This is a genomic window from Kitasatospora aureofaciens, assembly GCF_001188955.3.
Lineage (GTDB): Bacteria > Actinomycetota > Actinomycetes > Streptomycetales > Streptomycetaceae > Kitasatospora > Kitasatospora aureofaciens.
This window is the reverse complement of sequence record NZ_JPRF03000018.1, coordinates 94109-119808: the sequence shown is the minus strand read 5'-3', so window position 1 is coordinate 119808 and position 25700 is coordinate 94109. Positions and strand designations below refer to the sequence as shown.

Sequence of the window (25700 nt, the reverse complement as noted above, 5' to 3'; positions counted from 1 at the left end):
CTGGGTTGGAAGTAGGGGGTTTCAGGCTGTACGGGCCGCGGGGCGGCCGTGTGACGCCAGGAGGACGACGGCGAGGCAGGCGCCGGCCGCCGCGAGTCCGATGCCGGTGTGCAGACCGGCCGCACCGGGTCCGCCCAGGCTCCAGGAGGCCGTGGCGAGGGCCGGGCCGAGGGTGAAGCCGAGGCTGCGGGCCAGCTGGACGGTGGAGCTCGCGGTGGCCGTCGTCGCCGGGGTCGCGGCGCTCATCACCAGGGTCTGGGTAGGCCCGCCGTACAGGCCCATCCCGGCCCCGGCCAGGGCCAGTCGCCAGGCGACGTCCGGCAGGCTCCAGGAGTCGCCGAGCGGCACCAGCAGCAGGAAGCCGAACGCGGTGAGCGCGACCCCGGCGGTAGCGGTGGACCGGGCGCCGAAGCGGTCGGCCAGCCGGCCGCCGAGCGGACCGCCGATCCCCATGGCGAGGGGAAAGCACAGAATGGTCAGGCCGGTGGCGGTGGCGCTCTCGGCCTCGTCGCGCTGCAGGTGCAGGGCGAGCAGATAGTGCACCACCGCGAAGGCCGCCGCGACGGCCAGGACCGCGGTGTTGAGCCCCGCCGTACGGTTCTCCCGCAGGACGGCCAGGACCGGGCGCCCTCCGCCCCGGCGCAGCCACCACAGGACCAGCGGGAGAGCGGGTGCCGCCAGCAGCAGCCAGGCGACCGAGTCGGCCGACAGGGTGAGCCCCAGCAGCACCGCGGCGACGGAACCCCCGATCAGGCCCGCGTCCGCGAGCTCCGCCCGGCCCGGTGCGCGCAGGACACCCCCGGCCGGGACGTGGCGGCGGGCGAGCAGCCAGGCGGCCAGGCAGACGGGGAGCTTGACGAGGAATATGGCCCGCCAGCCGAAGTGGTCGAGCAGCAGCCCGCCCAGGGCCGGGCCGGTGACGGCGCCGAGCGGGCCCAGCGTCGCGGGCACGCTCATCACCCGCGCCCGCAGCTGCGGCCGGACCGAGCGCATCGCCAGCACCGGCATCAGGACGAACAGCACGGCGCCGAAGGCACCCTGGACGACCCGTGCCGCGATCAGCGCACCGGCCCAGGGCGCCGCCGCGGCGGCGACGCTGCCCAGCGCGAACCCGGCGACGGCCGTCAGTACGGCCGGCCGGGTGCCGACGGCGTCCAGCCAGCGGCCGGCGGGAAGCAGCAGCGCCACCAGCGGGAGCTGGTAGCCCAGCACGGCCCACTGGGCGGTCTGCGCGGATATGTGGAAGCCGTCGGCGACGTCGGCGAGCGCGATGTTTACGATGTTCATGTCGAGCATCGCCACGAACGACAGCATCCCGGCAACCGCGACCAGGCTCCACCGGTCCGCCACCTGCGGCACCTGCTGTGCCGTCGGCGCGCTCACTGGGCGATCCCCTTGACGGCGGGTCCGAACCGGCGCGACGAGCGTTCGTTGAGCCGCATGCCCTGTCCTTCCTCGTGTGCCGGGCGCCGTCGGCAACGGCGCCCGGCACACGAGTCGGACCGGAACCCCGGGAAGTTCCGAACAGTTGCGTGATTCTTTTACGAACATGGGGACGGCACCGTGCCGGGAACCGCGCCACTCGGACCGGCGCTGGCTGGCAGCGGTAGGGAGACCGAAGGGGCGGCCCGGTCGGCCCGGTGCGTCCCGGTGGACTGGTCCCTGCTGCTTCTCGAAGGGCTCGGCGGGACACCGTAGTTCGGCAGCCGCCGCCTCCGGGTACCGGACGTGCTCGTCAGCGGCTCCGGAGTCAGCGCCCGGGCGCGCCGAGGCCGCCCGGGGGCACGGACACGGCGCCCCAGCGGGCACCGGTCAGGCGCTCCAGTATGTCGCCGGGGTTGCGCAGGACGACGAGCGCGGCCGTGGGCGCACCCGGGGCTGCGGGCACCATGACCTTCGCGTCCAGCGCCGCCACGGGCGCTCCCCGGCCGGCCCGGCCGGCCGCGCTCCAGGCGGTCAGCAGGACGAGGGTGGCGGCGACGGCGAGCGGCGCGAGCGCCGCCACGGCGCGGCGGTTCACCGCGTGCCCCGCCGGGCCGGGACGGGCTGCCAGGTGCGCAGGCGCAGGCTGTTGGCGACCACCAGCACGGAGCTGGCGGACATGGCGAGCGCCGCGATCATCGGGTTGAGCAGGCCGAGTGCGGCGGGCGGCAACAGCACGTCGTTGTAGCCGAAGGCCCAGGCCAGGTTGGCGCGGATGGTGCCGAGGGTGCGCCGGGCGAGACGGACGGCGGTGACCAGGGAGTCGATGTCACCGCGCACCAGGGTGAGCCTGGCCGCGCCGATCGCGGCGTCGGTGCCGGAGCCCATAGCGATGCCGAGGGCGGCGGCGGCGGGCGCGGCGGCGGGAGTCGGCAGCCCCGACTCCCTGACTGACACCCCCGCTAACATCCCGATAAAATGACCGCCTCAGGTGTGCCGGGAAGTCTGGTCGGCTCGGGGGACGACTGCGGCGATAGGGCGGCGGCGCCCCGCTCTTTGTGATGGAGCCTGCCGCTGATGCACGCCGTGGGGATCATCCTGCTCCTGGTCGTCCTGGCCACCACCGTGGCCACTTTCGCCGGGCGTTTGCGTGTGCCCGCCCCGTCCCTGCTGGTGCTGGCCGGCCTCGGGATCGCGATGATCCCGGGCGTGCCCGCCCTGCACATTCCGCCTCAGGCAGGCCGGCGGACGCACGATCCTCGAACTGTGGTTGCCGGCGGAGGAGTTGGACGAGTTCAACCGGCACATTGTCGGCCGCATCGAGGTGGTGCACGAGTTCCGGCCGCAGCCCCACGTGGAGGCGAGCCTGTGACGGTCTTCCGCTGTGTGCGCTGCAACCAGCCTCTGACCGAGTCATTGACGCCGCTCACGCCGTTCCCGACGCGGCCCGAGCCGGTGGAGCAGCAGATCGCGCCCTCCACCGTGCCGCGCGGCTGCTATGCCGTCGACCCGGAGCCGTTCGGCGCACCGTTCATCCCGAACGACGACCCACAGGAAGCGGTCGCCGCGATGGCGAACATGACCGTGGTCCGCAATGGTGCGTTTCTCAAATCCGCAGGCCCAAGGGACACGGTGGTCCTCCACCCTGACGACGCCGTCGCACTCCACGACTCCCCCGAACGGGAGCCATGGATCGGCTGCTGCGGACCGAGCGGCATGTACGGCCCGAACCAGCTGTGCGCGTGCGGCAATCCGGTAGGCACTCTCGTGGCGGACTGCCTCATGCAGAACGAACTGCACCTCGATCCACGGCGTATCTGGGCGGAGGAGATGCGCGCGGCAGTGAAGTTGGCTCAGCCGTAGTAGGACGCCACTGCGGGCTGACCCGTGTAGGTGGGTCCGGCAGTCGTATCTGCACCGAGATAGTCGAACGGGAGCCTGACGCTCCGCCGACCTCGCAGCGTCAGCAAATGCCGCCGCGGCTGATACTCGAACCCGGCCGCCCGCAGCGCCGCGAGCCCCGGCCTCGCCAGACTCCGACCGTCGACACGGCGTAGTGAGGCCGGGTCGAGCTGGGCGAGAAACAGTCCGTCGGGGCTGAGCCAACCGGCAGCTCGGCCGAGCAGACCAAGCTTGTCGCCGATGTAGTGCAGCCCGTGCACACAGGTGATCAGGTCATACGGTTGCCGGGGCGCCCAGTCAGCGAGCGAGGCCACGATCAGCCGGACGTTTGGTGCAACACGCCGCAGGCCAATTGGGCCCACCAGGTCGACCCCGGTGAGAACCGTGGCGGCCGGCAGTCGACCTGCCGCCGCCGTCAAGGCCAGTCCCTCACCGCTGCACAGGTCCAGCCACGACCCGAGCTCGGGCCGGTCGAGCAGCCATTGGGCCGGGTCGAGGCCGAGTTCACGCGCGTAGCTGTTGACGCCGGTCAGGGCCCGTTCGCGGTTCATCGCCCGATTCGCCACCACCGGCGAGCGCTCCAGCTCATCATCGCTCAGCAAGGTCACCATGTCGGACACGCTATCGACCGGCAGGCCGCTGAGGTCAGGGCCTCCCCGCAAGCGACCCACTCATCTGCGTCGTCCTCCAGCCAGCGCCGGCAGCCCAGCCCTCTTGCCACGGAAATCCACCTGCCGAAAGGCACACCCGGCTGGTTGGATTCATGCCATGAACGACACTCAATCCATAGAGAACCCCTGGGGCATGTCCGTCTTCGGCGCTGCCAGCGTGGACGCCGCACCGGACCTCGCTCGGCTGCGGGTCGCAATCAACCAGACACGGCAGAAGCCCGGTGAGGCCTTCGAGGTCACCCGGGCAGCGGTCAACCAGGTCCGCGAGGCCCTGCGGAACCACAACGTCCCCGACTCCGCGGTCTCCACGTCCCAGTTGGACCTGAAGTCCTCCTGGACGTACGGCGGCGAGCGCAAGTTCCTCGGCTACGAGTGCACTGCCTCGTTCGTGATCGAGCTCCGGGAGCTGGACAGGCTGGAGACGGTCCTGGTGGACGTGGTCGACGCCGGAGCCAACCAGGTCGACGGGGTCACCTTCGACGTTCAGGCCAAGAAGGAGCTGCGAGCCATGGCCCGCGCGGCCGCCGTCGCAGCCGCACGGGAGAAGGCAGCGCTCTACGCGGAGGCAGCCGGAGCCCGACTCGGCCCTGTCATCCACATCAAGGACATCGACTCCGACCATCTGCAGAACAGCTACCGCAGTCACCGTTCCAGCGGCGACGGCAGCGGGGACGGTGACCTCACCCCCGGCAAGATCAGCATCTCAGCAGGAGTGGTCATCGGCTTCTCCCTCATCAGCGGCTGACCACGCACACACTGAGCCCTGATCCGATCACCGGCCGACGATCGTAGGTAGCCCACACCGGTCCATACGAGCACCCACGGATCACCGCATTCTGATGCCGAGCCGCCGACGCGAGGACAGTTGGCCGCGGGTGGGCACCGACAGCCCACCTGTGGCTGTCCCCGGTTCCTACGTTGTGGGGTAGCCGATCTCGGCGATGTCCTCGGCGAGGCCCGGGAGGGTCAGCTCGGCGTTGAGGGCACGGACCACGTCATCGGTGAGTGGCCGCAGTGCACAGATGTGCCGGACGGCATCCAGGCCAACTGGGACCTCGTAGTAGTCGACGGCGAAGCTCGCGTACGCCTCCGGAGATCGGTCGGCGAGGAGCCGGAACAACCAGTCGGCCCCGTCGGGGTCGACATGGCCCTCCGGGAAGTCGATCTCCCCCGTCTGCCAACTCTCATCAGTCGTCCTACGCCACAGGCAGGCCGTCACCGTCGGTACGCCGTCGTCGTTGAACGCGGGTTCCTCGACGCACGACCGGACTCTTCGTGAACGGAGTCCACCACGCCCGGCCACACTCCGTCCTCGGCGTAGGGGCTCATCGGCGACTCATGGTCGAAGCCCCGGAGGTACACACCGGCTGGAGCGAAGACGATCGAGTACTCATCCCCCGAACCGTTGCGCATCGACGCCATCTCCTCCGTCGGTGACCACCGCGAGTCGAAGGAGTAGTAGCGCGAGGGTCTGTCCAGCGAACGGCTCTTACAAGATTTTCGTAGTCGGTGATCGCCCTCGGCTCTGGGTCAGCTGAGCAGGATGCGCTGGCGTAGAAGGCGGTGTCCGGCGCGGCCATAGGTCTGCCGTTTGAGCAGCTTGATCTTGTTGTTGACGCCCTCGGTACGGCCGTTGTGCCAGGGCAGGGTGAGGGCGTGGTCGACGCCGGCGCGGTCGCGCGCGAGGCCGGTGGCGGCGCAGCCAGTTCGCGCTGTGGTCGATGATGGCCTCGCCACTGATCCTCAGCACCGACATCCCCAACCTCTCCGCCGCGTCACTGGCGACGCTGTCCAACACGGACATCATCGCCATCGACCAGGACCCGCTCGGCAAGCAGGCGGGCATCGTCTCCCGGAACGGCACCGTCGACGTCCTCTCCCGCCCGCTGGCCAACGGGGACCGGGCCGTCGCCCTGCTCAACCGCGGCACCGGCACCATCACCGCCGGCACCACGCTCGATGCCGTCGGCTTCCAGGGCGGCGGGTGCTCGGCCGGCGTCAAGGACCTGTGGACCGGGACGAGGTTCTCCAGCACCGGCACGATCAGCACCTCGATCCCCGCGCACGGCACGGCGATCTTCCGCGTGACCCCCGGTGCGGGCTGCGTCGGCCAGCAGCCCACCGGACAGATCGCCGGCATCGGTGGAAAGTGCCTGGACGACGCGTACGCAGGCACGGACCCGAACAACCCCGTCACCCTCTACAGCTGCCACGGCGGCGCCAACCAGCGCTGGACGATGCCGGGCGACGGCACCGTCCGCACCCTCGGAGCCTGCCTCGACGCCGCCTACCGGAGCAACGACAGCCGCCATGTGGGCTACTGGGCCGTGCTGAACCCCTGCGATGGAAGGGCCAGCGAGCAATGGGCCTACCAGCGCAACGGCTACCTGCAGAACACCGGCTTGCACCTGTGCGTGGACGACTACGCGTCCGACACCACGGACGCCACCCCGATCATCGTCGACGGCTGCGGCGCGAGCGAGGCCAACCAGGCCAACCAGATCTGGGTCCTGCCCGTCTGATGACCCGTGGTCGCCGTCCGCCGTCGAGGCGGGCTGGTCGATCACGACCAGGACGGTGCCGTGCTTGGCGATGAGCTTGTCCAGAACGGCCCGCATCCTGGGTTCGCTGTTCGGCAGCCGCTTGTCGAAGACCCGCTTGCCGGCCCGGCTAACGGCGGTTCCGTGGTGCTCGCCCTTGCCGACGTCCAGGCCGAGGAAGACGTCCACATCGCCGGTGTCGATCACGTTGATCCCTTACGAGGTCGTGCTGTCCTGGCCTCGTTGGCGTGGCACCAGTCGCCGGCATCCACGTTACGAAGATCCTCCGAGCACGCTGGTGGTCCTGCCTCTATCAGCGGTCGACCGATGCCTCCGGCCCGGTGACACCACCCCCCGGATCATGCGAACCACAGGGGGAACAGACATGCCGGACCGGAGGCCGGGAACCCCCATTGCGGGGCCACGAAGAAGTGGCCGTGTGGGTGCCGGACACCAGGGTCCCCAGAGTCTCCCTCAAGAGGTCGAGCCTCTGGGTTCTTTTAGACGTGACCTGGCGCCCGGCACCCACACGGCCGTGCTCCCCGGCGGCGGTCGGCTGATGCCAGCGGCCAACTCTTGTCCGATGGCCCCGGGGGTAGGTCATGGCTCACCGTGCGTCAGCTGATCGCCGCGAGGTGAAGCCGGTGGCCGCGCCCTTTTTCGAGGCCCCGTCGGACCGGGTAACGGGTAGCGATCCACCGGCTTCGGTCCCCATTAGGTAACGGGGGAGATGGCTGCTCAGCCGTGCAGGGGTTCGGCCAGTCGTCCGAGCAGGCCCGCGACCAGGGCCGTCTGGGTGGGCACGGTGTCGGGGTAGATGAATTCGCCCTGGGCATGGGCGCCGTCGCCGACCGCGCCCATGCCGCACAGCACCGGCAGGCCGAGGGCGGCGACGAAGTTGGCGTCGCTGGCGCCGCCGACGGCGGCAGCCGGCAGTCCGTCGCGGCCCTGCTCGCGGGCGACTTCGCGGGCGAGGCCCAGAAGCGGCGCGGAGGCCGCGTTGAGGGTCATCGGCGGCCGGTTCCAGGCGTGGTCGATGTCGATCCGGACCCTCGGGTCGCTGACCTTGATGGCCTCCAACTCCGCGTCCACGCGCTCCCGTTCGGCCTCGCTGCTGACCCGGATGTCGACGCTCGCGGTGGCCAGCCCAGCGACGACGTTGGCGGCGGAGCCGCCCGTGATGAGCCCGGGGTTGATCGTGGTGCCCAACTCGGGGGCGGCGACGGCCGCGGCGGCGACCACGAACTCGGACAGCGCGGTGATGGCGCTGGCCCCGTCCTCGGGTGCGAGCCCGGCGTGCGCCTCGACGCCGCTGGCGGTGACGCGGAAGGTCCCGTTGCCCTTGCGGGCGGTCTTGACCGCGCCGTGCGCGCTCGGCTCCAGCACCAGCGTCACGTCGGCGTGGTGGGCGACCTCCTCGATCACCGGGCGCGAGGACCGGGAACCGACCTCCTCGTCGCCGTTGAAGACGAAGGTGACCGTGGGCACCGGGACGCCGTACTCGCGGGCGAGCTTGAGGGCCCAGATGCCCTGGGCCAGGCCGGTCTTCATGTCGAAGATGCCCGGCCCGCTGAGCTTCTCCCGACCGTCCGCCTGGGGCGGCGCCCAGCCGGCGAGGGTGCCGGTGGGCCACACGGTGTCGTAGTGGCCGACCAGCGCGACGTGCCCGGGGGCGGTGCCGGGGTAGGTCAGGGTGAGGGTGTCACCGCGCTCGCCACCGCGGTGGCGGTGCTCCTCGCCGGGCTGCCCGAGCCGGTGGACGGCCAGATCGTGCAGGAGGTCCCGACCGGCCGCCAGGCCGGCCAGGTCGTAGCTGCTGGTCTCCTGGCCGACGAGGGTCATGATGTCGTCGACGATCTCCGAGGAGACCTCGTGGGCACGGTCGGTGAGGGCAACTGTGGCGGGGTTCATGATCGACTTTCTCGTGCGGACGGATCGGGTCGAAACGGTGGACGGGCGGCTCAGCCGATGCCGAAGGGGATGCCGAGCAGGTACCAGGCGAGGAAGAAGGCGACCCAGGCGACCCAGGCGACGGCGGCCACCGGGAGGGTGAAGGAGGCGAGGGTGCCGATGCCGGGGTTCCTGCGGTACTGGCGGAGGTAGGCGACGGCCATCATGAAGAACGGGCTCATCGGCGTGATGCACTTGGTGACCGAGTCGGCGACCCGGTACATGGCCTGGGTGGCCTCCGGGTGGATGCCGACGAGCATCAGCATGGGCACCAGGACCGGGGCGACCAGCGCCCACAGGGCGGAGCCGCTGGTGACGAGCAGGTTCATCACGGCGATCAGCACGGCCACACCGAGCAGCACCACCCAGCCGCTGAGATGCAGGTCGCGCAGGGTCTCGGCGCCCTTGACGGCGAGGATGTCACCCAGCTTCGTCCACTTGAAGTAGGCGAGGAACTGGGACATCGCGAAGAACAGGACGATGGTCGGTGCCATCGACCTGGTGCCGTCGGCCATCGCGGCCATCACGTCGGGAGCGCCGCGGAAGGTGCCCGCGAGTCGGCCGTAGACCCAGCCGATCACGGCGAAGAACACCCCGAGAACCACCGCCATGCCGCTGAACACCGGCGAGTTGACGATGCCGCCGTGGTCGCCGCGCAGCGGCGAGTGCGTCGGGATCATCGCCACCACCAGGAGCCCGGCGAGGCCCAGCGCGACCAGTGCGGCCCCGCGCAGCGCGCTGCGCTGCCGCGCGGTCGCCTCCATCGCCTGCGCCTGCGCCTGCGCCTTCTCAGCGATCGGCGCGGCGGCCACCGGCTCGTCGGGCTCCAAGTCGGAGCGCCGCGCGAGGACCGTCTCGACGACGACCGTGATCACGAACGCCATGAGGACGGACGACGCGAGTCCGAACCAGTAGTTCGACACCGGGGTCACCACCGCGTGCGGGTCGATGACGTGGGTCGCGGCCGTGGACATCGACGACAGCAGCACATCGGTCGTGGTGAGGACCGGGGAGGCGTTGAAGCCCGCGGAGACCGACACGTAAGCGACGACGCAGCCGAGGACCGGACTGCGGCCGGCGGCCCGGTAGAGCGCCGCGCCCAGCGGGATCAGGGTCACGTACGCGGCGTCGCCGGCGACGTGGCTGACCATGGCGGTCAGCGCCAGCGCGAAGGTCAGGTACCGGCCCGACACCCGCGCGACCAGGCGCCGCAGAAGCGTCTCGAACAGCCCGCTCTTCTCGGCGACGACGATGCCGAACATCACGATCAGGACCGTCGACAGCGGCGGGAAGTTCGCGAAGTTCTCGACGGCGTGCCCGACGACGAGGTTGAACCCGTCCTTGCTGAGCAGGCTCTGCACCTCGATGGTCTTGTGCGTCCCCGGGAGCACGGCGCTGACGTGCTCAGCGGCCAGTACGGCGCTGAGTACGGCGACGACCGCCGCGAGGCCCCAGAACAGCCAGAACGGGTCGGGCAGCCGGTTGCCGGCCTTCTCGATCGCCGTCATCGCGCGGTTCATGGCGCGCATGGATGGCGAGCCGGGCTCGGTCTCCCGCGACTCGGTCACGGTGGCAGTCATGGCTACCCTTTCGGCACTACTGAGGGATGTTTTCGCACACGATGGCATCCAAGTGAGAGATTTGCTAGATCTTCCATGTCACGATGGGATCAACTGGCAGTCTAAGGTACGGAAACATGACTGGGCCTCTCCTCGACGAGCTCGACCGGCGCCTGATCGGGGCGCTGCACGTAGCCCCCCGGGCCACCTGGGACGACATCGGCGCGATCCTGTCCGCCGACGCGGGCACCCTCAAACGCCGCTACGACCGGCTGCACAAGGCCCGCATGGTGCGCGTGGTCGGTCAGGCCGACTGGGGCCTGCACTCCACGGCGATGCCGGTCCACGTCTTCCTGGACACCACCGGCGAGACCCCGCTGGCGGTCCTGGAGCGGCTGCGTGACCTTCCCCACGTCCAGCGGCTGGCGCAGATCTCCGGCGACTACCCCCTCTACGCCGTGATCCACGCCCCTTCCGAGGCGGCCACCAGCGAGGCGATCGACCGGCTCTTCTCGATCCCCGGTGTCCGCCGCGTCAACGCCCTGCCCGCGCTCAGCACCCTGCGCCGGGGCGCCACCTGGGACCCGCGGTTCCTCACCGACGCCGAGCGCGCCGGCCTGCTGGAACTCGCCGGGGTCAGCCCGGAGGGCACCGCGACGGCCAACCCGCCCGCCAAGCCCCTCAGTGATGCCGAGCGCAGCGTCGTCACGCAACTGATCCAGGACGGCCGGGCCTCCGCCGCGAGCATCGCCCGCTCCGCCGCCCTGCCCACCTCCACCGCACACCGGGTGGTGCGCCGGGTCCTGGACGAGCGCTGGGTCAAACCGCGTCTGGAGATCGTGTCGGAATGGCTCGGCTTCCGGACCCCGTTCATGCTCCGCCTGCGGGTCGCCCCCGGCGAGACCCCCGAGGTCATGCAGCGCCTCGACCAGCTGCCCCAGACCCGCCTCGCCGTCCACGTCGCCAGCGACCTGTCCGTTCTCTGTACCGGCCTGGTCACCGACCGCTCCGCCCTGGCGGCCTTCATCGACGAGGAGCTCGCCGAGATCCCGGGCATCCTGGCGGTCAGCGTCTACGTGATGCTCGCCGAACCGCGCCGCTACTGGCTGGACCGGGACCTCGCCTCCGGCGCCCTCGGCACCTTCCACGCGCCCACGCTGCTCTGAACGGGCCTTCGGGGCGGCGGGTCGTCCGGGGACTCCTGTGTTTCTGTCGGCCTGTTCCCGCTGACCGTCCCCCCTCCCGCCCGGAGCCTCCGCGAGCGCAACCCGTCTGTCGCTCGCGGGACTTGAGACTGGAATACCCAATCATGGAGAACACGAGCGGCGTCGGCGTGCTCGACAAGGCCACCTCGATCCTCGGCGCCCTGAAGGCCGGCCCCGCCAGCCTGGCCGGCCTCCAGGGCGGGAATCGCATCTGCGTGGCCGCCGCCGAGCGCCTCTCCGGCCTTCGCGGCGTTGTCCCCGTCGGCACGACCCTGCCCATGAGAGCCGACGCTGCCGCGCAGATCCTGCTCGCCTGGGAGGAGGCCGAGCGCCTCCACCGTGCTCTGCAGGGCGCCCGCTTCACCGCCACCGCGCTCAGCGGCGTGCGGCGCCGCGGCTGGGCCCAGTCCATCGGCGAACGCGAGCCCGGCGCCACCTCGTCGCCGCCCCCGTCCGCGGCCCGTCCAACCGGGTCGTGGCCGCTATCTCTGCCTCAGGCCCGATCGGTCCGAATTGTTGGACCGCTACACGCTGCTGCGGGCGGTGGACGCGTTTCGGCGACCACGTCGCCGGATCGGCCGGCAGGCCCTCCTGCTGAAGCGCCCGCTCAGCGGTATCGAGAAGTCCGATGACGGCATCGATCAGTTCCTCTCCTCGATCCGCCATCGTCAGCGCCGCTTCCGAAGGCGCGCCTTGCTCTTGCCGGAAATGTCATTCGCCCTGCTCAGGCGACATGTTGATATCCGTGGAGGAGACCGCCGAGTCGGTCGGTTCGACGTATGTCGAGGCGAGCGATTTGCTTCGGATTGTCGATCGGCCGAGGAAGCGCGCAGAGGGGGCGGGCGTTCGCGATGCCCTGGTGTGGCCTGTGGTCGTTGTAGAACTTCTCGAACTCGCGTAGCGCGTGCAGGAGGTGGCGCTGGTCCCAGATGAGCGTGCGGTCCAGTAGCTCGCGGCGGCAGGTCTGTATCCATCTCTCCATGAGGGAGTTCATGCGGGGGATCCGGACGCCGCCGAACACGACCTGGATCTCCGCGTCCTTGAGGACGGCGTCGAACAGTTCGGAGAACTTCCCGTCCCGGTCCCGGATCATGTAGCGCGCTCGGCGGCCAGCGTCCTCGAGGTCCATGGCGAGGTTCTTCGCCGCCTGCGTCACCCAGGACGCGGTCGGGTGTGCGGTGGCGCCGAGGATCCGGATCCGGCGGTTTGTGTGTTCGATGACCGCGAGCACGTGCAGCCGGGCTCCGGACAGGGTGACCGTTTCGAAGAAGTCGCAGGCGAGGAGTGCGTCGGCCTGGGAGCGCAGGCAGTTGGCCCAGGTGCTGGAGGTGCGCTCGGGTGCCGGGGGGATCCCGGCCTCCTTCAGGATCTCCCAGACCGTGGACGCGGCCACCTTGACGCCGAGGACGAGCAGTTCGCTGTGCAGGCGCCGGTAGCCCCATGCCGGATTCTCGGCGGCCAGGCGCAGGACCAGGGCGCGGATGGAGCGCACGGTGCGCGGTCGGCCTGGGCGCTTGGGCCAGGACCGGGCGGCGTGGCGGCGGGCGACCAGGTCGCGGTGCCAGCGCAGCACGGTGTCCGGCCGCACCAGCAACCGCATCCGACGCAGCACCTGCGTCGGCAGGCCCTGGAGCAGTGCTGCCAGGAAGGCGCGGTCGCTCGCTCCGAAACGGACCCTAGGTCACAGCCCTGATCGATCCTCTGAGTCCAGATCGCCGTACTGCGAGACGAGGTGACGCAGGGCCAGGCTCACCGCCGACGCGTGGGGCCCCTCGGGCCGGGGCGGGGCGTCCGGGACCGGTTCTGCGGGGAGGAAGCCGGGCTGCCAGAGCATGAGGGGGAGCGACCATCGACGAAGCCGCAGGCTGGTCTCCTGCGCTGCACAGGACCTGGGCACCTCACCGAGAAGCGCGTTGACGGCGTTTGGTTATGTTTGATTTAGTTGACTTGCGGGGGACGGCGAGCTCTCATAGCCGAATATCTTGTCCGTTTTCTCACGATGGTTACATTGATAGCCCGTAGATCAACAATTTTGCACAGGTTCAACCGCACTCCATCACTTGGGCCCTCGGCGCCGCGAACGGCTCGGTCCAGTGATGTGTCAGCGGCGCCGAGTTGGGGGACTTTGCCGATGATTACTCGCTATACGGACACCCTCGTTGTGGGGTCCGGCCCGGTGGGGGCGACCTTCGCCCGGACTCTGGTCGAGTCGGGGCGGGAGGTGCTCATGGTGGACGCAGGTGCGCAGTTGTCGCCGCGCCCGGGTGAACACTTGAAGAACGCGTACATCTACCAGCACAACACCAACCTGTTCGCCTCGATCATCCGGGGCCATCTACACCTGCTGTCAGTACCCACCAGCGCCCGCGCAGAGCTGGCGGTCGATCCCGCCGCGATGGCCGAGCTCGGCTCCAACCGCAGCAGCGCCCGCAACGCGGAGAACCCGGACCAGGATCCGTACCGCAATCTTTCGGCGGCGGCGGCCTGCTACGCGGTGGGTGGCATGGGTACCCACTGGACGGGTGCCACGCCTCGGCACCACCCAGTGCTGGAGCGTTACGACGGGATCTCCGACCAGGAGTGGGACGGGCTGTACGGAGAGGCGGAGCGCCTGCTGCGGGTGAGTGCCCGGGAGTTCGACTTCTCGATACGGCAGCATTTGGTCACGGAGGCGCTGCGTCGGGAGTTCTCCGAACTGCCGGACGGCTACCAGGTGCAGAGCCTGCCGTTGGCGGCGCGGCGGCGCCGGGACAACCCGCGGATGGTTCACTGGACCGGGGTGGACACCGTCCTGGGGGACCTGGCCGACGGCCACCCGCTCTTCTCGCTCCTGCCGCAGCACCTGTGCACCCGGTTGGTCCTCGACCGGGACGGCACCCGGATCGCCTACGCGGAGGTCCGCGATCTCAACCGGTCGGAGACGGTGCGGGTTGTCGCGGACAACTACGTGGTGGCGGCCGGCGCCGTGCTCGCCCCTCAGCTGCTCCACGCGTCGGGTATCCGACCTGCGGCTCTCGGCCGCTACCTGACCGAGCATCCGATGGCCTTCTGCCAGGTCATCCTGTTGAAGGACCTGGTGGAGCAGGCCCGGACCGATCAGCGGTTCGGAGGCCAGGTCGCCCGACACACGACGCTGTTCCCCGACGACGATCTGCCGATTCCGGTGGACGATCCGGAGCCCAACGTGTGGATCCCGGTCTCGGAAGGACGGCCCTGGCACGCGCAGATCACCCGGGACGCCTTCCACTACGGGGACGTGCCGCCGCACGTCGACGGTCGGCTGATCGTCGATCTCCGATGGTTCGGCATCGTTGAGCCCCGACCGGACAACCGTGTGACGTTCTCCGACACGCGGACGGACGTGATGGGAATGCCGCAACCGACCTTCGAGTACGCACTCAGCCCGCAGGACGCCGAGCGTCAGCACGCGATGATGGCGGAGATGATGCGCGCGGCAACGGCACTTGGCGGCTTCCTGCCGGGATCCGAGCCCAGGTTCACGGCACCCGGTCTGCCGCTGCATATCGCCGGGACGATCCGCATGGGCGACGATCCGCAGTCCAGCGTGGTGGACACCGATTCCCGGGTCTGGGGACTGGAGAACCTCTACCTCGGCGGCAACGGCGTGATCCCCACCGGTACGGCCTGCAACCCCACGCTGACCAGCGTGGCCATGGCTCTCAAGGCTGCACATCACCTGGCCGGGTCACGGGAAGCGCGGGAGCGGCGCCGGACCGGAGCCGACGAGGTGCTCGCTGTCCGAAGCTGACCAGACGGCAGGCCGGCCGTCGCGGGCGGCCGGCCCCGCAAGCATCCCGCACACCTGATGGGACCACATGAGAATCCCCTTGCTCGCCCTGGCCGCCGGCGCGTTCGGCATCGGCACCACCGAGTTCGCGATGATGGGCCTGCTCCCCGACATCGCGGCCGACTTCCACACCTCCATCCCCACGGCCGGCTACCTGATATCGGCCTACGCTCTCGGCGTGGTGGTCGGTGCACCGCTGCTGGCCGGCCTGCTGCTCCGGCTCTCATACCGCAGCGCACTGCTGGTCATGATGGCCCTCTTCGCCGTCGGACACGCCCTGAGCGCCTTCTCGTCCGACTTCGCCCTGCTGCTGGCCACCCGCTTCCTGACGGCCCTTCAGCACGGTGCCTTCTTCGGGGTCGGTGCCATCGTCGCCGCGACCCTGGTGCCCGCCCAGCAGCGGGCCCGTGCGGTCTCCATGATGTTCTCCGGCCTCACGGTCGCCAACATCGTCGGCGTGCCGCTCAGCCCGCTCCTCGCCGACCACCTCGGCTGGCGCTCCACCTTCTGGCTTCTGTCCGTCATCGGACTGCTCTGTCTGCTGGGCATCGCGGTCACGATCCCGGCCCAGGGCCGCCCGAAGGCGGTCTCGTTCAGGAGTGAGCTGCGCGCCTTCCGCCGCCGCCAGCTGTGGCTCGCGTTGGCTACAACCGCGCTCGGGTACGGCGGTGTCTTCGCCGCATACAGCTACGTCTCACCGATGATCACCAACCTCACCGGCTCCGGTACCGGGGCGGTGGCCGTCGTCCTGTGCCTCTTCGGCATCGGCATGACCGCCGGGAACTACCTTGGCGGCCGACTCGCCGACCGCAACCGGCGCACGGCACTCGGCGGTGCCCTCGCCGTCCTGACCGTGGCCCTGTTCGCCCTCAGCGTCACCGCCCACTGGCTCGTCCCAGCAGCCGCGACCGTCCTGCTCATCGGTGCGGCCTCCTCCGCCGCCGTGCCCTCCCTGCAGACGTGGGTCATGGACGAGGGAGGCGAGGCCGCGACGCTGGCGTCCGCCTCCATCCACTCGGCGTTCAACCTCGGCAACGCCCTCGGCGCCGCCCTCGGAGGCGCCGCCATCACCGCAGACCTCGGCTACACCGCCCCCGGCTGGGTCGGCGCGCTCATGGCCATTGGTGCCCTCGGCTGCGCACTGGCCGCCGGACCGTCCCTGACCGCCGGGCGAGTCGCGGTCGCCGAACCGGCCCAGCAAGCCACGTGACCACCGCGCGCGGCACCCGACTTCCATCGAGACCCGTCCTGGGAGACAGATCATGAACACACCCAGCCCCGATTACCTGGCGCAGCTCCTCGCCGAGGAGAAGGCTCTGCAGTTCGCCGCTTTCGACAACACGACGGCCTTCGCCCTCGGCCAGGTCGCCCTGGACCTGGCCGCCACCGCCGGCCTCCCCGTCGCAATCCTGATCCGCCGCAACGGGCAGCGCATCTTCCAGGCCGCACTGCCGGGAACCGGACCCGACAACGACTCATGGCTCGATCGCAAGAGCCGCCTGGTCGACCGCCTCGGCCACAGCTCCTACTACCTGCGCAACCTCGCGGCCAGCAAGGGAACCACTGTCGAGGAGATGTACCAGGTGGACCCCGCTCAGCACGCCGCGCACGGCGGAGCCTTCCCGATCACCCTCGCCGGCACCGGTGTGATCGGAACGATCGCCGCCTCCGGCCTGGACCAGCGCGACGACCACTACTTCGCGGTCGACGCTGTCAGGCACTTCCTCGAGCGCTCCAAGCAGTCGGGGGAGGCACGGCCGTGAGGATGGAGACGGCGACCGAGCCGGCCCGCCACGACACGGCGAACCAGGACCTGATCATCACCGGTCCGGACCTGGTCCTCCTCCTGGACGGCGCCGGTGGTCCCAGCGAGGACGGCGGCGGCTGCATCCACGGTGTCCCCTGGTACGTCCGCCAGTTGGGCAGTCGCCTCCTCAACGGCCTGCTCACCACACCCGAGCCGATCGCCGAGGTATTGGCCGGCGCGATCGACCAGGTCGCGGCCGGCCACCGCGCCAGCTGCGATCTACGCAATCCCGGCACTCCGTCGTCTACGGTGGTGGTGGCCCGTCGCCGGGAGAACCTCATCGAGTACCTGTCCCTGCACGACTCCACGATCGTCCTCACCGGGCCCGACGGCTGCCGGACGGTGAGCGACCGCCGCGTTCAGGAGATCCCTGAACTTCGTGGGCTGTGGCACGACATGAGCCAGGTCCCGGTGGGCTCTGACGACCACGCCGCCGCCCGACGCGCGTACATCGCCGCAGAGCTGGGCTACCGGAATACACCGGGTGGCTACTGGGTGGCCGGGGCTGACCTGGCGAGCGCGGCCGAAGCCATTACCGGGGCCGCACCGATCCCTGTTCTGCGGTCCGTATCGCTGTTCAGCGACGGAGCCGCCGACCTCGTGGACGCCTATCGGCTGTCAACCTGGCCGGGAGTCGTCGACATCCTCGACAAGACCGGCCCCGCGCACCTCATTCAGCTGGTCCGAGCCGCCGAGCGTCGCGACCCACTCGGACGGCAGTGGCCCCGCTTCAAGATCCACGATGACGCCAGCGTCGCCCACTGGACGCTGGGGTCCGCGCCGTCGAGTGCGCCGTGGAGCACCTGAAACAGCAGCCCTCTGGGTGGTTTTGGGGTCTGGCAATGACCGTTGACAGCCCCGAAACCACCTCTTCACCGGAGGGTGCGGCGTCCCGATACGGCGCCGACCGGGCGTCCGCGGTGAGTCGAGTGCAACGGCCGTGACTGTCCCAGGCGGTCCCCGCTGCTGCGCGGCTGGCTCCAGGGCCACTCGCGAGTGCGGGGATCGTCCCCGTCCGTCCTCGGCGGAGCGCCGCTACTCGGCCGAGAAGCGGTACACCGTCCTCGACCGGTACTTCTCCCCCGGGCGCAGCAGGGTGGAGGGGTAGTCGGGCCGGTTGGGTGAGTCCGGGAAGTGCTGAGTCTCCAGCGCGATGCCCGCGTGTTTGGTGTATCGGCGGCCGGAAGGACTGATCAGGGAGCCGTCGAAGTGGTTCCCGGTGTAGACCTGGAGTCCCGGCTCCGTGGTCAGGCACTCGACGTGCCGGCCGCTCGCCGGGTGGCTGAGCAGGGCGGCCCGCCGCAGGCCGGTGCCGTCGAGCACCCAGTTGTGGTCGAACCCTCGTCCGGCCGCCAGGATCTGGGGGTGCTCGCCGGTGATGCAGGTGCCGATCCTGCGGGCGTGGCGGAGGTCGAACGGGGTGCCGGCGACCGGCTCGACCGGGCCGAGCGGGATCAGGTTCCCGTCGACCGGGAGATAGCCGGCCGCGTCGACGTGGAGCAGGTGGTCGAGCACCGTTCCGCGGCCTTCGCCGGCCAGGTTGAAGTAGGCGTGGTTGGTGAGGTTGACGACCGTCGGGGCGTCCGTGACCGCCTGGTAGGTGATCGAGAGCCCGCCGTCGGGATCGAGCAGGTACGTCACCTCGGCGGTGACGGTTCCCGGGAACCCCTGGTCCCCGGCGGGGCTGCGCAGGCGGAGACGGACGCCGACCTGCCGGTCTTCCCGTACCGGTACGCCGTCCCAGAGGCGGGTGGCGAAACCGTCCGGGCCGCCGTGCAGGGTGTGACCGGTGGGCTGGGTCGCCAGCCGGTACGTCGTGCCCTCGAGGGGCAGCACGCCGTCGGCGATCCGGTTGGCGTAGCGGCCGACCGTCGCACCGAGGTAGGCGGCGTCCCCGAGCAGGTCCTCGACGCTGCCGCCGCCCAGGACCACGTTGGCCCGTCGTCCGTCCCGGTCCGGCGCGTGCAGGGCCTGGAGGCGGGCGCCCAGGCTGAGCACCTCCGCCGTCACCCCTGCCCGGGAGCCGAACGTCCAGCGGGTGATCGGCCGGCCGTCCGGCACGGCCGCGGCGACCTCCTGAGCCACCATCAGGTCACCGGAGGAGACGACTACGTCTCTGGACACGGGGCTGCTCTCCGTTCGGCAGTGTGTGGAAAGGGGCGCGGAAACCGGGACGATGCCCGTCGTGCGGACGGGGGCCGCAGGTACTGCCGCGGCACCGGCGGCCCCTTTCCCGCATTGTGGGAATTTGCGTGTTCGCGTTCGGTCATGAGGGTTCTCTTACCGTCGAATCCGGCGGATTGCCGTTCGCCATCGGTCGCACTCCCTCGCCGACGTATCGGGTCCACCCACCATGAGCTGCTGCAACGACAGCCCTCGATGCCTGGATGTTGACGTCCCGCCACCTCCGCCCGTACGGCGGGCGCCCGAGGACGCGCCGACCGGCCACACGCCGAAGTGCGCCCTTGACACGAACGAACAGGACTCCGACACTCTCCCACACAAGTTGTTTGCGTCAACATCGCGGATGGGAACGGCAGGCGGCCGGCCCCGATCCGTCGTCGCACACCCCACGCGCGCGGCACGTCCTCCGGTCTCCGGGGGGCGTGCCGTGCCTCTGCCTGCCCTCTTCCCCCGCCCCTCACGGAGGACCGATGCCCCCACATCACCGACCGGCCGTCAGACGGCGCTCCCGCCACAGGCTCGGCGCGGCCCTCGTCGCCGCGGCGACCCTCGCCCTGGGTGGCCTGGCCGCCCCGCCGGCCGGAGCCACCACGGCCGAGGCGGCCGCGCACGTCACCGTCCGGCTGGACCCCAGCTACCAGCAGCAGCCGTTCCAGGGCTGGGGCACCTCACTCGCCTGGTTCGCCAACGTCACCGGCGGCTGGCCCGACAGCGAGCGCGATCAGCTCGCCGACGCCCTGTACGGCGCCGACGGCCTGGGCTTCACCGTCGCCCGCTACGACATCGGCGGCGGGGACAGCCCCGAGACCAAGCCGTACATGCGGCCCGGCGCCGCCGTGCCCGGCTACTGGAACCGGCCGGCCCAGTTCGGGCCGCCGGCGAGCGGCACGGCCGGCTGGACCGAGCCCGCGAACTGGTGGGACCCGAACAACCCGGACCACTGGAACCCCCAGGCCGACGCCAACCAGCGCTGGTGGCTGGCGGCGGCGAAAGCGCGCGGCGCCGACACCTTCGAGGCCTTCTCCAACTCCGCGCCCTACTTCATGACCAACAGCGGGCTGGTCTCCGGGGCATCGACGGGCGCCTGGGACGACAACCTCCGCTCCGACCAGTACGACCGCTTCGCCGCCTACCTGGCCGGCTCGCTGAAGCTGGCCCAGGCCGGAACCGGCGTCACCTTCAGCTCCGTCGAACCGGTGAACGAGCCCACCTCCACGGGCTGGCTGGCCGGCAACGGACAGGAGGGTTCGAGCTGGTCCACCGCCTCCCAGGCGCACATCGTGAACAGCCTGCACGACGCGCTCGTCAAGGCCGGCCTGAACACCCCGATCGCCGCGATGGACGAGGGCACTCCGGATGGAATGAGCCACGACTGGTCCACCTACCCGGCCGCCACCCGGGCGGCCGTGACCAGGCTGAACACCCACACCTACGGCGGCAGCAACTGGGGCGCGGCCCGCGACGTCGCCAAGGGCGCCGGCAAGCCGCTGTGGATGTCCGAGGTCGACACCGGCGGCTACGTGCCGCAGAACTTCGCCGACATGCGGCCGGCGCTGAGCTTCTCCGGACTGATCAACGACGGCTTCCGGTACCTGGAGCCCGATTCCTGGGTCATGTGGCAGGCCGTCGAGGACTACGCGAACATGACGCCCGCCCACGAGAACTCCAACTGGGGCCTGATCCAGGTCGCCCTGACGTCCGCCGACCCGGCCAACGAGCCGATCCGCAAGAACAAGAAGTACTGGGCGATGGCCAATTACAGCCGATTCATCCGGCCCGGCGCCCGGGTCATCGGCACCGACTCCACGAACACGCTCGCCGCGCTGCGGCCCGGCGGCACCGGCGCGGTGGCGGTGTACACCAACTCCACCGGCGCCGCCCAAACCGTCACGCTCGACCTGGCGGGGTTCCAGAACGTCGACACCTCCGTACCGGTGCAGCAGTACACCACCGACGCGGACCGGAACGTCGAGCGCGGCGCGGACCTCACCGCCACCGCCGCGAAGACGCTCACCGCGCAGGTCGGCCCGGGCTCGGTGACCACCTTCGTCCTGCCCGGCGCCACCGGCGTCAGCGCCACGGCCGCGACCGCGCCGACCGGTACGGCCCGCCAACTGGTCAGCGACAACAGCGGCATGGCCCTCGCGGCCGACGCCGCCCAGAGCAGCCCGGTCCAGCACGTCGCCAACCCGGCCGACCCGGCCCAGCAGTGGACCTTCACCAAGGCCACCGGCGGCTGGGACAGCACGGCGACGTACGGCATCACCAATGCCAGGACCGGCCAGGCCCTCTCGGCGGCCGCCACCACCGTGAGCCTCGCCGCACCGGACGGTTCGACCGCGCAGCAGTGGATGCTCTCCACCACCGGCAACGGCCACGTGACCCTGATCAACAAGGCCACCGGGCTACTGCTGGACGTCTCGGGCGCCTCGAAGAGCGACGGGGCGCCGGCCGACGCCTGGCAGCCGACCGGGGCAGCGAACCAGTCCTGGACCATTCCCAGCGCCGCCCCGGATTCCTGGACGGCACTGACGGCGCGTCACAGCAGCAAGTGCGCCGGCGTGTCGGGCGCCTCCACCACTCCTGCGGCGCCGGTGGTGCAGTACACCTGCGGCAGCGCCGACAACCAGCAGTGGTCGCTGCGACCCGCCAGCCCCGGCTACGTGACCGTGGTATCGCGCAGCAGCGGGCAGTGCCTGGACGTCGCGGGCGTCTCGACCGCCGACGGCGCACTGGCCGACCAGTACCCGTGCGGCGGCGCCGACAACCAGCAGTGGTCGGTGCGCGACATGGGCGGCGGCTACGTCACGCTGGTGGCCCGGCACAGCGGCAAGTGCCTGGACGTGGCGAACGTTTCGACGGCCGACGGAGCCGCGGTGGAGCAGTGGACGTGCAGCGGGAGCCCGAACCAGCAGTTCCGGATCGGCTGAGCACGGCCGCATGAACGGAGCGGGTGCCGCCCGGTCGGGGCGGCACCCGCTCCGTTCATCGTCCGGCGGATCCTTCGGGTGCCCGTGCGGTGCTGGCGCGGACGACCAGGTCCGGGGTGACGGTGACGATCCGCTCGGCGGCCGGTGTGTCGGACGCCCGGTCGATCTGGGCGAGGAGCTGGGCGACGCACTGCCGTCCGACCTCCTCGAAGTCCTGACGGATCGTGGTGAGCGGCGGCAGGTAGTAGGCCGCTTCGGGCAGGTCGTCGAAGCCGACGACGCTGACGTCCTGCGGCACCCGGCGGCCCGCCTCGTGGAGGGCCCGGACGAGCCCCAGGGCCAGCTGGTCGTTGGCGGCGAAGACCGCTGTGACGTCCGGGCGGGCGGCCAGCTCCAGGCCGATCTCGTACCCGGAGGCGGCCGTCCAGTCGCCGTAGCGCAGCGGCGGGACGGGGGCTCCGGCCGCCTTCAGCGCGGCGTGCCAGGCGGCGGCGCGGCGGCGGGCGGCGTAGGAGTCCTGCGGTCCGCCGACGTGCCAGACGGTGCGGTGTCCGAGGTCGAGCAGGTGGCGGGTCGCCGCGGTGGCCCCGGCCGCCTGGTCGGTGTCCACCGACGGGAAGCGGCGTTCCGGGTCGCCGTCGGCGACGACGACCGGTACGCCGGAGTGGAGGTCGAGGCCCGGGCGGTCGAGGATCTGAGCCTCGATCACGATCAGTCCGTCCACGGCCTGCTCGGTGAGCTGGCGGACGGCCTGCTGCACGGCTTCCTCGGTCCGGTCCTCGACGCAGACCACGTTCAGTGAGTAGCCGGCGCGCTGGGCGGCGCGGGAGATCGCGGCGAGGGTACGGGCGTTGCCGTGCGCGGCGACGTCGAAGGTGACCACCCCGAGGACGTGGAACCGCCCGAGGGTGAGCGCGCGGGCCGCGCTGTTGCGCTGGTAGCCGAGGATCCTCATCGCGGACAGCACCCGCTCCCGGGTCTCCGGCTCCACGTTGCTGCGGTTGTTGGCGACCCGGGACACGGTCTGCGAGGACACCCCGGCGAGGGCCGCGACGTCCGCCTGCGAGGGCGGCCGCGACCTGCCCCGGGCGGTGCCGGGCGTCTCACTCTGGTCCATACCGGTCCTTTCGCGATGTCAGCGTAAACATGGTAGCGCCGGACCATGATCGGCGGGAGCCCGCAGATCCGGGCATGCGAAAGGGCCGCCGCTCCGCCTGCGTGCGGGCAGGGGAACGGCGGCTGCGGCGACCGCGGCCGACCCTCGGCGGCCGGGCGCCCGTCCGCCCCCCGGCGATCCGGGGCCACCACTCCGGCGGAGTGGCCCGTCGAGCGGCTCGATCGGGAAGGGCGGACGTGCTGATCACCGGCCGGACGAGCCGGCGGCGAGCTGGGATGGGGTGGCGCCCGCGCCGGGCGCGCAGGGGATACGTCCGGCGCGGGCGGCCGAAATCCGGTTCCGACACAGGGATTCGGGGCCGGTGGACCGAGAGGCGGCCGGGCCGGGACCGACCCCGCCAACCTCTGGATGACACAAGAATAAACACATCCGAACGCAATACAACAAGCAGATGCTGCGGACCCGCCCCCGAAACCGCCTGATCCGCAGGACCGATACCGGAAAGTAGCGTGCCTCGCCGGGCCGACACAGCCCCCGGAAGCCCGCGGTCGACGCCCTGTCGCATCCCATCTGACCAGGTATTTCCCCTCCGAGTCGAACCGGGACGACACGCCCCCGCGCCCGGATGTCCGGTTACGAAGGCGCATCACACCAGCACGACAGCTTGACGCGTTCAGTGCGCGCGGTAACACTCAACGCCGACGCCATGTTGGCGTAAACATCCGCCGAAGGGCACGAACGCGTGAGCACGTCGCACACCTCCACGACATCCAGTCAGAGCCGGTCACGGTCCCGGCCACGTCCGGCAGCACGGGCCGACCGGTCCCGCCATGGGGCAGTCGGCTTCGCCTTCTTCGCACCGTTCCTGGTGGTGTTCGTGATCGGCATCGCCGCGCCGCTCGGCTACGCCGCGTACCTGAGCTTCTTTCAGGACCGGATGATCGGCGGAAACGTCTTCGTGGGGTTCGACAACTACCGGCGCGCGCTGGGCGACGAACTCTTCCGCGCCGGCCTGTGGCGGGTGCTGCTCTTCCTGCTGGTCCAGGTGCCGGTGATGCTCGGCCTCGCCCTCGTCGCCGCCCTGGCCGTCGACAGCGGACGCCTGCGCAAGCCCGGCCTGTTCCGGATCGGCATCTTCGTCCCGTACGCCGTGCCCGCCGTGGTGGCCTCACTGATGTGGGGCTACCTGTACGGCGACCGCTTCGGGCTGGTCGGACAGATCGGCGACCTGCTGCACGTCGACATGCCCGACTTCCTCGGCTCCTCCTGGATGCTCGCCTCCATCGGCAACGTGGTGACCTGGGAGTACGTCGGCTACAACATGCTGATCCTCTACGCCGCCCTGCGCACCGTGCCGCACGAGCTCTACGAGGCGGCCGAGATGGACGGCGCCGGCGAGTTCCGCAAGGCGTGGAGCATCAAGCTCCCGGCAGTGCGCTCCGCGCTGGTGCTGGCGACGGTGTTCTCGATCATCGGCACGTTCCAGCTCTTCAACGAGCCCAACGTGATGCAGTCGCTCGCACCGGGCGTGATCTCCACCAGCTACACCCCCAACATGTACGCCTACAACCTGGCGTTCAACGGCCAGCAGTTCAACTACTCGGCAGCCGTCGCCGTGGTCCTCGGAGGCGTGACCGCCATCGTCGCGTACGCCGTCCAGATCCGGTCGATGCGGAAGGAACAGGGCAAGTGAGCGTCAACACCCCCGCCCGCCGACGCCCCCGGCGCGCCAGCAACGCGCTCACCATCGCCATGGGACTGATGCTCCTGTACGCGCTGCTCCCGCTGATCTGGCTGTTCATGTCCAGCACCAAGGACAGCGCCTCGCTGACCAGCGGATTCGGCCTCTGGTTCGGCCACGGCTTCCACCTCTTCGACAACATCGGGGACGTCCTGTCCTACGACGACGGGATCTACCTGCGCTGGTTCGGCAACACCCTGCTCTACGCGGTCGTGGGTGCCGGCGGAGCCGCGTTCCTCTCCACCGCCGCCGGCTACGGGCTCGCCAAGTACCGCTTCCGCGGCCGCACCGCGCTCTCCGCGGTGGTGCTCGGCGCCATCGCCATCCCCGGCACCGCGCTGGCCGTCCCGACGTACCTGCTGTTCAGCAAGGTCGGCATCGTGGACACCCCGTGGGCCGTCCTGCTGCCCTCGCTGGTCAGCCCGTTCGGCGTCTACCTGATGCGGGTCTACGCCGCCGAGGCCGTACCGGACTCGATGCTGGAGGCCGCCCGGATCGACGGCTCGGGCGAGGTGCGCACCTTCTTCACGATCTCGCTGCGGCTGCTCGCGCCCGGCTTCGTCACCGTGCTGCTGTTCGCGCTGGTCGCGACCTGGAACAACTACTTCCTGCCGCTGATCGTGCTCAGCAACCCGAAGTGGTTCCCGCTCACCGTCGGCCTCAACCAGTGGAACTCCCTGGCCACCGGCGCCGCGGGCAGCGGCGCCACCACCACCAACTTCTACCCGCTGGTCATCACCGGGAGCCTGCTCGCGATCGTCCCGCTCGTCGTCGCCTTCCTCTTCCTCCAGAGGTTCTGGCAGTCCGGCCTGGCCGCGGGCAGCGTCAAGGAATGACCGCCCCCTGACCGTTCCCCCACCCCCC

At 70.6% G+C, this 25700-nt stretch carries 19 protein-coding genes and 5 pseudogenes; 12 read left to right on the top strand and 12 right to left on the bottom strand.

The genetic code is table 11. From position 1 onward, the window contains the following. Nucleotides 1-21: 21 nt before the first annotated feature. From HS99_RS11090 to HS99_RS11080, 3 genes and pseudogenes are all read right to left on the bottom strand, one after another. The gene (locus tag HS99_RS11090; protein WP_046386163.1) at nucleotides 22-1383 is read right to left on the bottom strand and encodes an MFS transporter; all 1362 of its coding nucleotides are present in this window, start codon (nucleotides 1381-1383) and stop codon (nucleotides 22-24) included. Between the two features lie 367 nt (nucleotides 1384-1750). Next, entirely contained in the window at nucleotides 1751-2020 is a 270-nt protein-coding gene (locus tag HS99_RS11085) for a hypothetical protein (protein WP_141763695.1), read from the bottom strand. Further along, nucleotides 2017-2346, bottom strand: a pseudogene (locus HS99_RS11080) (heavy metal translocating P-type ATPase); the annotation flags it as partial. The gene HS99_RS11085 and the pseudogene HS99_RS11080, both read right to left, overlap by 4 nt. Before the next feature lie 444 nt (nucleotides 2347-2790). Between HS99_RS11080 and HS99_RS44760 the strand changes: the two are divergent. Then, complete coding sequence (locus tag HS99_RS44760) at nucleotides 2791-3285, top strand: hypothetical protein (RefSeq protein WP_050366503.1); 495 nt, start codon at nucleotides 2791-2793, stop codon at nucleotides 3283-3285. Here HS99_RS44760 and HS99_RS11070 read toward each other — a convergent pair. Continuing rightward, nucleotides 3276-3935 carry a class I SAM-dependent methyltransferase gene (locus tag HS99_RS11070; protein WP_030558442.1) on the bottom strand — a complete coding sequence of 220 codons (660 nt, stop codon included), beginning with the start codon at nucleotides 3933-3935 and terminating at the stop codon, nucleotides 3276-3278. The two genes, HS99_RS44760 and HS99_RS11070, sit on opposite strands and share 10 nt — an antisense overlap. Before the next feature lie 157 nt (nucleotides 3936-4092). Here HS99_RS11070 and HS99_RS11065 point away from each other — a divergent pair, with 157 nt between their 5' ends. Next, nucleotides 4093-4740, top strand: a complete 648-nt coding sequence (locus tag HS99_RS11065; protein ID WP_046385853.1) for an SIMPL domain-containing protein — start codon at nucleotides 4093-4095, stop codon at nucleotides 4738-4740. 168 nt (nucleotides 4741-4908) lie between these two features. Here HS99_RS11065 and HS99_RS11060 read toward each other — a convergent pair. Both HS99_RS11060 and HS99_RS11055 read right to left on the bottom strand, forming a co-directional pair. Beyond that, nucleotides 4909-5474, bottom strand: a pseudogene (locus tag HS99_RS11060) (hypothetical protein). A 51-nt stretch (nucleotides 5475-5525) separates the two neighbouring features. Then, nucleotides 5526-5684 (bottom strand): annotated as a pseudogene (locus HS99_RS11055) (transposase); the annotation flags it as partial. A 32-nt stretch (nucleotides 5685-5716) separates the two neighbouring features. Here HS99_RS11055 and HS99_RS11050 point away from each other — a divergent pair. Then, nucleotides 5717-6517, top strand: a complete 801-nt coding sequence (locus tag HS99_RS11050; RefSeq protein ID WP_078938644.1) for a ricin-type beta-trefoil lectin domain protein — start codon at nucleotides 5717-5719, stop codon at nucleotides 6515-6517. A gap of 24 nt (nucleotides 6518-6541) precedes the next feature. Here HS99_RS11050 and HS99_RS40960 read toward each other — a convergent pair. From HS99_RS40960 to HS99_RS11040, 3 genes and pseudogenes are all read right to left on the bottom strand, one after another. Next, a pseudogene (locus tag HS99_RS40960) lies at nucleotides 6542-6742 on the bottom strand (IS110 family transposase); the annotation flags it as partial. Nucleotides 6743-7273: 531 nt separating this feature from the next. Further along, complete coding sequence (locus HS99_RS11045; protein WP_030557042.1) at nucleotides 7274-8446, bottom strand: M20 family metallopeptidase; 1173 nt, start codon at nucleotides 8444-8446, stop codon at nucleotides 7274-7276. A gap of 50 nt (nucleotides 8447-8496) precedes the next feature. Then, nucleotides 8497-10065, bottom strand: coding sequence for an AbgT family transporter (locus tag HS99_RS11040; protein WP_030557043.1), 1569 nt, complete (start codon nucleotides 10063-10065; stop codon nucleotides 8497-8499). Between the two features lie 116 nt (nucleotides 10066-10181). On the opposite strand from HS99_RS11040, the gene HS99_RS11035 reads away from it, so the two are divergent. After that, nucleotides 10182-11210, top strand: coding sequence for an Lrp/AsnC family transcriptional regulator (locus HS99_RS11035; RefSeq protein ID WP_030557045.1), 1029 nt, complete (start codon nucleotides 10182-10184; stop codon nucleotides 11208-11210). A 143-nt stretch (nucleotides 11211-11353) separates the two neighbouring features. Continuing rightward, nucleotides 11354-11754: pseudogene (locus HS99_RS11030) on the top strand (IclR family transcriptional regulator domain-containing protein); the annotation flags it as partial. A gap of 219 nt (nucleotides 11755-11973) precedes the next feature. Here the strand turns inward: HS99_RS11030 and HS99_RS11025 are convergent. Continuing rightward, nucleotides 11974-12849, bottom strand: coding sequence for an integrase core domain-containing protein (locus tag HS99_RS11025; RefSeq protein WP_063737833.1), 876 nt, complete (start codon nucleotides 12847-12849; stop codon nucleotides 11974-11976). A 498-nt stretch (nucleotides 12850-13347) separates the two neighbouring features. On the opposite strand from HS99_RS11025, the gene HS99_RS11020 reads away from it, so the two are divergent. From HS99_RS11020 to HS99_RS11005, 4 genes are all read left to right on the top strand, one after another. After that, nucleotides 13348-15018 (top strand): pyranose oxidase, encoded by a 1671-nt coding sequence (locus tag HS99_RS11020; protein ID WP_244915988.1) that lies wholly within the window; start codon nucleotides 13348-13350, stop codon nucleotides 15016-15018. Nucleotides 15019-15085: 67 nt separating this feature from the next. After that, entirely contained in the window at nucleotides 15086-16267 is a 1182-nt protein-coding gene (locus HS99_RS11015) for an MFS transporter (RefSeq protein WP_030557050.1), read from the top strand. A gap of 52 nt (nucleotides 16268-16319) precedes the next feature. Next, nucleotides 16320-16820: a heme-degrading domain-containing protein gene (locus tag HS99_RS11010; protein WP_030557051.1), complete on the top strand. Its 501-nt coding sequence runs from the start codon at nucleotides 16320-16322 to the stop codon at nucleotides 16818-16820. Then, nucleotides 16817-17671, top strand: a complete 855-nt coding sequence (locus HS99_RS11005; protein WP_043389541.1) for a hypothetical protein — start codon at nucleotides 16817-16819, stop codon at nucleotides 17669-17671. Before HS99_RS11010 ends, HS99_RS11005 begins: the two co-directional genes overlap by 4 nt. A 228-nt stretch (nucleotides 17672-17899) precedes the next feature. Here HS99_RS11005 and HS99_RS11000 read toward each other — a convergent pair whose 3' ends face one another. Then, nucleotides 17900-18952 carry an aldose epimerase family protein gene (locus HS99_RS11000; protein ID WP_030557054.1) on the bottom strand — a complete coding sequence of 351 codons (1053 nt, stop codon included), beginning with the start codon at nucleotides 18950-18952 and terminating at the stop codon, nucleotides 17900-17902. 566 nt (nucleotides 18953-19518) lie between these two features. Here HS99_RS11000 and HS99_RS10995 point away from each other — a divergent pair. Beyond that, nucleotides 19519-21978, top strand: a complete 2460-nt coding sequence (locus HS99_RS10995; RefSeq protein ID WP_043389545.1) for an RICIN domain-containing protein — start codon at nucleotides 19519-19521, stop codon at nucleotides 21976-21978. A 55-nt stretch (nucleotides 21979-22033) separates the two neighbouring features. Here HS99_RS10995 and HS99_RS10990 read toward each other — a convergent pair whose 3' ends face one another. Next, complete coding sequence (locus HS99_RS10990) at nucleotides 22034-23095, bottom strand: LacI family DNA-binding transcriptional regulator (protein WP_030557057.1); 1062 nt, start codon at nucleotides 23093-23095, stop codon at nucleotides 22034-22036. A gap of 868 nt (nucleotides 23096-23963) precedes the next feature. Between HS99_RS10990 and HS99_RS10985 the strand changes: the two genes are divergently transcribed. Further along, nucleotides 23964-24788 (top strand): carbohydrate ABC transporter permease, encoded by an 825-nt coding sequence (locus tag HS99_RS10985; protein ID WP_370863242.1) that lies wholly within the window; start codon nucleotides 23964-23966, stop codon nucleotides 24786-24788. Beyond that, nucleotides 24785-25672 carry a carbohydrate ABC transporter permease gene (locus HS99_RS10980; protein ID WP_030557060.1) on the top strand — a complete coding sequence of 296 codons (888 nt, stop codon included), beginning with the start codon at nucleotides 24785-24787 and terminating at the stop codon, nucleotides 25670-25672. The genes HS99_RS10985 and HS99_RS10980 overlap by 4 nt, the downstream gene beginning before the upstream one ends. Nucleotides 25673-25700 lie beyond the last annotated feature (28 nt).